The organism is Erwinia sp., assembly GCF_049696395.1.
Taxonomy (GTDB): Bacteria; Pseudomonadota; Gammaproteobacteria; order Enterobacterales; family Enterobacteriaceae; genus Erwinia.
This window is the reverse complement of sequence record NZ_JBAVTT010000017.1, coordinates 1-6,256: the sequence shown is the minus strand read 5'-3', so window position 1 is coordinate 6,256 and position 6,256 is coordinate 1. Positions and strand designations below refer to the sequence as shown.

Here is a 6,256-nt window from a genome sequence, read left to right as displayed (position 1 = left end):
TTTCGACGATTGAGGCTGGCACGGTAACTAACAGTGGCACGATGCAAGGCGGACAGTCACTACAGGTCTCGGGGAAGCAGGCGACCAATAGGGGAACGTTACTCAGCGATGGCCAGCTGACGATGAGTGCGGATTCACTCGATAATCATGGGACACTTCAGGGGCAGCAACTGACGTTGCGCGGTGGCAGCATTAGCAATCAGGAAAATGGGCAGTTACTGAGTGCCGGAACACTCGATATGCAGGGCACGACTCTGACCAACCTGGGCCGAATCCAGGGGGACCAACTCGATTTGACTCTGCAAAGTTGGCAAAGCGACGGCAGCGCTCAGGCTGTCACACAGTTCAGTCCAACTATAGGGCATGGCAATTGTGGTCAATGATTAATCCGATTAACCATACGTTGAACGTCACTAATGCAGAAATATATAAAGCTGAGCCTTACGTCATGAGCGCCGATGTCTACAGTGTCGCGGCCCATACCGGGCGAGCCGGCTGGAGCTGGTACACCGGTTCCGCTGGCTGGGCATATCGCCTTCTTACTGAGGATTTACTGAGGATTTACTGAGGATTAAACTTCGCGCCGGAGAATTAACCGTGCATGCACAGTTACCCCATGACTGGCCTTCTGTCAGGATGACATACCTCCATGGAGACAATCAGTATCAGATCAACGTTGTTTCCAACAGTGGGGAATATAGAGTCGCGCTGAATGGTGTGATATTGCCTGACGACAGGATCCTTCTGGGGGATGATGGGGTAATTCATATGGTTGACATCTTTCAAAGCTGACGTAGCGTCATCGCCTATAAGGGGTCAATTTGGATATCGAAAATTATTGTACGTTAAGGTCGTTTTTTGACCTTCCTACTTTAGCTGGCCGCAGCCGACGAAACTTACCGGAAGCCGGTATCCGGTTGCTTTTCCAGATATAATCGCCTGTAAGATTGATGTGTTCCCAGCCTAGCGGGGACAAATGCGATAGCAGTCGCTCGTTGATCTTCATCCCTTTACGCTTCAGGGCATCGACCGCTCTTTCCATATAGATGGTATTCCACAGCGAGATAGCTGCCGTCAGCAGCGTCAGTCCGCTGGCGCGGTAGCTCTGATTTTCCGGTTTACGATCCCTGATTTCACCCAGACGGTGCAGGAATACCGCGCGCGCCAGCGCGTTACGGGCTTCTCCTTTATTCAGTCCCGCCTGTACCCGCCGACGAAGTGCCGGATCGCGGAACCAGTCGAGCATAAACAGCGTTCGTTCAATACGGCCAATTTCCCTCAGTGCTTTGGCAAGTCCGTTTTGCTTGGGGTAGCTGGCAAGCTTTTTAAGCATCAGGGATGCCGTCACGGTTCCCTGCTTTATCGAGGTTGCCAGGCGCAGCACTTCACGCCAGTGAATTTCGATCTCTTTCAGATTCAGGCTGGTTGTTGATATCAGTGACTGAAGCGCCGGGTATTGGTCTGCTTTCCCTTTGATAAACAGCTTTTTGTCGTGGAGATCCCTGATTCGTGGACAGAACGCAAAGCCTAGCAGATGCATCAGGGCAAAGACATGATCGGTGAAACCAGCTGTATCGGTGTAATGCTCCCTGATTTCCAGGTCGCTTTCGTGATACAGCAAACCATCGAGAACATGGGTTGAATCCCTGACCCGACTTATTATGCAGGTGTAAAACGGGCTGTATTGATCCGAAATATGGGTATAAAACTGACGTCCAGGTTCTTGCCCATATTTCGGGTTAACCTGCCCTGCGTAGCGGCCTGAGCTGCCTGTTCTGAAATTCTGTCCATCTGATGATGACGTTGTTCCGTCTCCCCAGAATGCCGCCAGTGGTCTTTTTCCCTGCGCATTTACCAGCTCAGCAAGCGCGGCTGAATAGGTTTCGTCGCGGGTATACCATGCCTGAATATCTTCGAGTGATGATTTGGTGCTCCCGGGGCAGGCTTCTGCCATTTTGGTCAGGCCAAGATTGATGCCATCCGCAAGAATGGTGGTGAGGAGCTGGCGGGTATCGGGACGGGTAATGTCATTTTTTATATGCGAAAAATGACGGGTAAACGTCGTCCAGCAGTTTACCTCGTCGAGAATTTCCGTGATTTTAGGTCGCGGTAGCATGCTGTAAACCAGTTCTGCCAGCGGTGAAACCTGTGCCGGAACGCAGTTATCCAGCGGAGAGACTTTTACGCCCTTGTCGGATATTTCCACATCGGGCAGTTCACCAAGGGCAGCCATGGCATTGACCTCTTCAAGTCTGGACTGAAGCAGAGTCATACGGCTGGCAATGTACTCATGATAATCAGCAGATACGGGCAGTGGCAGCGCCGGTGTGAGTTTGTCAAAGTCCTTTTCGGGAATGAGGTAATCATCAAAATTTTTGTAGCGGCGTGAGCCTTTAACCCAGATGTCCCCGGAGCGCAACGCTCCCTTAAGCTCGCTGAGCGCACAAAATTCATAATACTGCCGGTCAATACCCGCAGGTGTAATCACCACCTTGCGCCAGCTTTCAGGGACAAACTCAAGCGGCGCAGTCGCCGGAACTTTACGTGACTGCTTCCGGTACATATCCTTGATCACAACCAGCGCATCAGCCAGAGGTTGTGCTGCCGGGGTTGCGACTAACTGTAAAGCGGACAACATGCGCGGGGCATATTTCCGTAATGTGCTGTATTTCTCAGTAATAATATGCAGCGGGTCAAAATTATTTTTTCTGGCGAGATGGCGTGTTTCCTCCAGACTGGCGACAAATTCAGGCCACGGGAGTATGTTTTCTATTGCGAGCCATGGATCGCCACCGGAGTCGCGGGCATCAGACAGCGCCTGACCAACATCGATGTACTGCCTCAGTTTGGACTGGATCAGCTTTCCGGTCTGCTGAAGGCGCTCAGCCTGTGTTCTTTTGGCTTTGTTGAAAAGGCTGTTCAGCATTCGTTCATGCAGCTCAATCACTTCGTCTGTCAGTGTGGCTCTGGCTTCTTCCAGCACGCAGACCAGGATCGCATGACGGCGGGCTGCTGAAAATCGGGTCAAATCCCGGCTACTCATCTTTCGGCCTTCCCGCGCCAGTTTCAGCAACCGGTTCTGGTGAATGGTACGATCTATACCTTCAGGTAATGCCAGCGATTCAATGCTGCTGAGCCGATCAAGATGTTGCAGTACGTTCTTACCATTGATTTTACCCGGCGGTTGCAGAAGCCATGTCAGCCTGGAAGGCTGATTATCTGATGACTCAAGTAAACGATCCAGGGCATCCCGGTGCGCCGGAGTTAACGGGGCATTCAGGGTCTGAAATACGATTTTATCTCCGCCAGCCATGGCCTCCGCACAGGTCCGCTCCACGACATCAATCGCGGGAATTATCACGTTGTTCTGCCGGAGCCAGACCAGTAACTCTTCGGCCAGGAGAATACCTTTATCGGTGCGCGTCGCCATCGACAACAGGTGCGTAATACCGTCCTGCTGTATTTTGCCGGTGAACGCCTTTACGCCAAGATAGCGGTACAGTTCGGTTAAATGCTCACGCCGGGTCGTATCCCTGCCGGAAAGGTAAGCAGGCCAGAGATCCCCGGTAAGCTTTAGCCTGCTGGCGATATGCTTCAGCAGCGCATCAGAGGGTGGGATTTTTTTATCCGGAGCAAAGCCGACATTTTTCAGGTAGCAAAGAAGGACGGCAAAACCAAAACGGCTGGCAGGTTTACGGTGAGCACTGATAAGTGCCAGATCATGCTCACTGAAATAGGCCATTCGGGTCAGCGTTAACTCATCATCTGGCAATGCCAGTAATGATTCTCTTTCCGACAGAGAAAGAACCTGCCTCCTTGCCATATAGTTTCCCTCATAAATTATTCGGTTCGGTATTTTTAACAAGAATGCTTATCGCATAAGGGTACACCTTGACGCCACAACCAAAACGTGACGGCACACGATAAATGACATAACCTATATGCGATAGAATAAATGCAATAACCTAAATGCGATAACGCGGTGGGAAAATGTTCATCAGAGCTTATTTAAGGGCATCGACGGAAGACCAGTTCGCCGATCGGGCAAAAGAGATGCTGGAGCAGTTCGTCCAGGAACGGGGGCATAAAATCGCCAGCTACTACCGGGAAAATATCAGTGGCACAAAACTTGAGCGCCCGGAACTAGGGCGCTTACTGATGGACAGTCACCACAATGATATTTTATTGGTCGAGCAGATAGACCGTCTGACACGTCTCAGCAACAGCGACTGGATGACGCTAAAAAAACAGATAGAACAACATGAGCTGCGAATTGTCAGTCTTGATGTGCCCACATCATGGCAGGCACTGTCAGATAAGGACCCTTCGCAGGCCGACCCGATAACCCGCGCAGTAATAACCGCCATCAATAACATGCTTATCGATCTGATGGCCGCAATGTCACATAAGGACTGGCTGAGCCGCCGCCAGCGGCAAAAACAGGGAATCGAGCGGGCTCATACAATTGGAAAGTACCGGGGTAAGCAGGCCGATCAGGAACGGCATCAGAAAGTCCTGTACTACCGGCAGGTAAAGAAACTGAGTATCCGGGAAACGGCGGATGCTACAGGCTACAGTGCTTCACAGGTTTGCCGGATACAAGCGCTTCATAAAAATAATGAAACTGCCTGAAAGGCTGGAATAACGGTGTTTATTTGCAGTCATGGCCTAATAGTTAGCGCCCTGTAACAACTTTTGTGATTAGCAGCCTGACGCATCATCTATGTAAGGAAAGTCCGCTGTGTGCCAGGTATAGTCATTCGCACCCTGAGAACTACACTTTGCAGTGATTCAGGGTATGCGCTTACTGGTTACGAATATTGTGCCAGAATCATGAAATGTGATGATTGCCGCTTTGCTTTCGAACCAGTAAGTGCTCCACGTTCGCTAACGAATACTCAGGGCATGCAGACAAACTGCTGACTATATTTCTTTCGAAGAGCGTGGAATGCATACCAATCCCCGATAAACAGGAGTTGGTTATGGCTACGATAGATCAGTTTGCTGCCCATGTTGGTCTCGATTGGGCGGATAAAAAGCACGATGTCTGTGTTCAGTTTAAAAACGGTGAACGCACATTCCATGTAATTGAACATACGCCGGAAGCGCTTGATATCTGGCTCAACGCATTGCACAAACAGGTGAAAGGCAAAATAGCTATCGCCCTTGAGCTGAAAAAAGGTCCGGTGGTGTATGCCCTCCAGAAGTACCCCTTTATCACCGTTTTCCCAGTACACGCATTGTCCCTGGCCCGCTATCGGCAGACCTTCTGGCCGAGTGGCGCTAAAGATGATCCCCAGGATGCAGAATTAGCGTTAGAGCTAATGCTACGCTATCCCAAAAAGATAAAAGCCATTGAACCCGATAATGCTGCTATCCGGTTGCTTCAACAGTTAGTTGAGCAGCGTCGATTGCTGGTCGAAGATAAACGCCGCTTTGTGAACCGGATAATCAACACGCTTAAACAATATTATCCTCAGCCACTGGAGTGGTTCTCACATCGGGGTAGCTTATTGTTGTGTGCACTGATTATACGGTGGCCCAGTCTGCAACAACTGAAACGCGCAAGGCACGACACTATTCGTAACTTTCTGAATGCCAAAGGTGGCCGCGCAATGGCCCTTACCGATCAACGTGTTGCGAGTATTGATAACGCGATTCCATTGACTACAGACCCGAGTGTTATAGAGGCTAATGCTTTGATGGCAACAGCACTGGCGACACAAATTAAAGTCGTGAGTGAAATCATCAAAACCTATGACGAACGCATCGAAACGTTGTTTGACTCATTACCAGATGCAGGGCTTTTCAAATCACTACCAGGCATGGGGCCGTGTATGGGCCCACGGATGCTTGCTGCACTTGGCGATAACCGTGACCGTTTTAACAGCGCAGAAGAAATTCAAAACTACGCCGGTATAGCGCCGGTGACAGAACGAAGTGGCCAGAAATCCTGGGTTCACTGGCGATGGCAATGTGCCAAGTTCGTCAGGCAGACCTTTGTTGAATGGGCTGCCAAGACGGTTAACTCATCATACTGGGCCAGACTGTATTATCAGGGCCTCAGAGAGAAGGGCAAATCTCATCAGTCTGCGATCCGGGCACTGGCATTCAAATGGATAAGGATCATTTACCGCTGCTGGAAGGCCAGAACCTGTTATGACGAAGCAAAATATTTGCTGGCACTTGAAGCACGACACTCGTCCTTACTGAGGCCATAAAAAACTTGTCGAATGTCTCAGGGCGTGAAGCGGAC

General features: G+C 50.4%; 4 protein-coding genes and 1 pseudogene. 4 read left to right on the top strand and 1 reads right to left on the bottom strand.

Annotated features, from left to right (window positions below; translation table 11 throughout):
• Together WCC56_RS02555 and WCC56_RS02550 are read left to right on the top strand one after the other, a co-directional pair.
• The coding region (locus WCC56_RS02555; protein WP_424690876.1) for a hypothetical protein at positions 1-383 on the top strand (383 nt) is incomplete at its 5' end.
• Positions 380-568, top strand: a complete 189-nt coding sequence (locus WCC56_RS02550) for a GH36-type glycosyl hydrolase domain-containing protein (protein WP_424690875.1) — start codon at positions 380-382, stop codon at positions 566-568. The genes WCC56_RS02555 and WCC56_RS02550, both read left to right, overlap by 4 nt.
• A gap of 277 nt (positions 569-845) precedes the next feature.
• Here WCC56_RS02550 and WCC56_RS02545 read toward each other — a convergent pair.
• Positions 846-3,823, bottom strand: a pseudogene (locus WCC56_RS02545) (Tn3 family transposase).
• A 167-nt stretch (positions 3,824-3,990) separates the two neighbouring features.
• Here WCC56_RS02545 and WCC56_RS02540 point away from each other — a divergent pair.
• Together WCC56_RS02540 and WCC56_RS02535 are read left to right on the top strand one after the other, a co-directional pair.
• Entirely contained in the window at positions 3,991-4,632 is a 642-nt protein-coding gene (locus tag WCC56_RS02540; RefSeq protein ID WP_001567361.1) for a recombinase family protein, read from the top strand.
• A 350-nt stretch (positions 4,633-4,982) separates the two neighbouring features.
• Positions 4,983-6,221: an IS110 family transposase gene (locus WCC56_RS02535; protein WP_424690874.1), complete on the top strand. Its 1,239-nt coding sequence runs from the start codon at positions 4,983-4,985 to the stop codon at positions 6,219-6,221.
• The last annotated feature ends 35 nt before the right edge of the window (positions 6,222-6,256 follow it).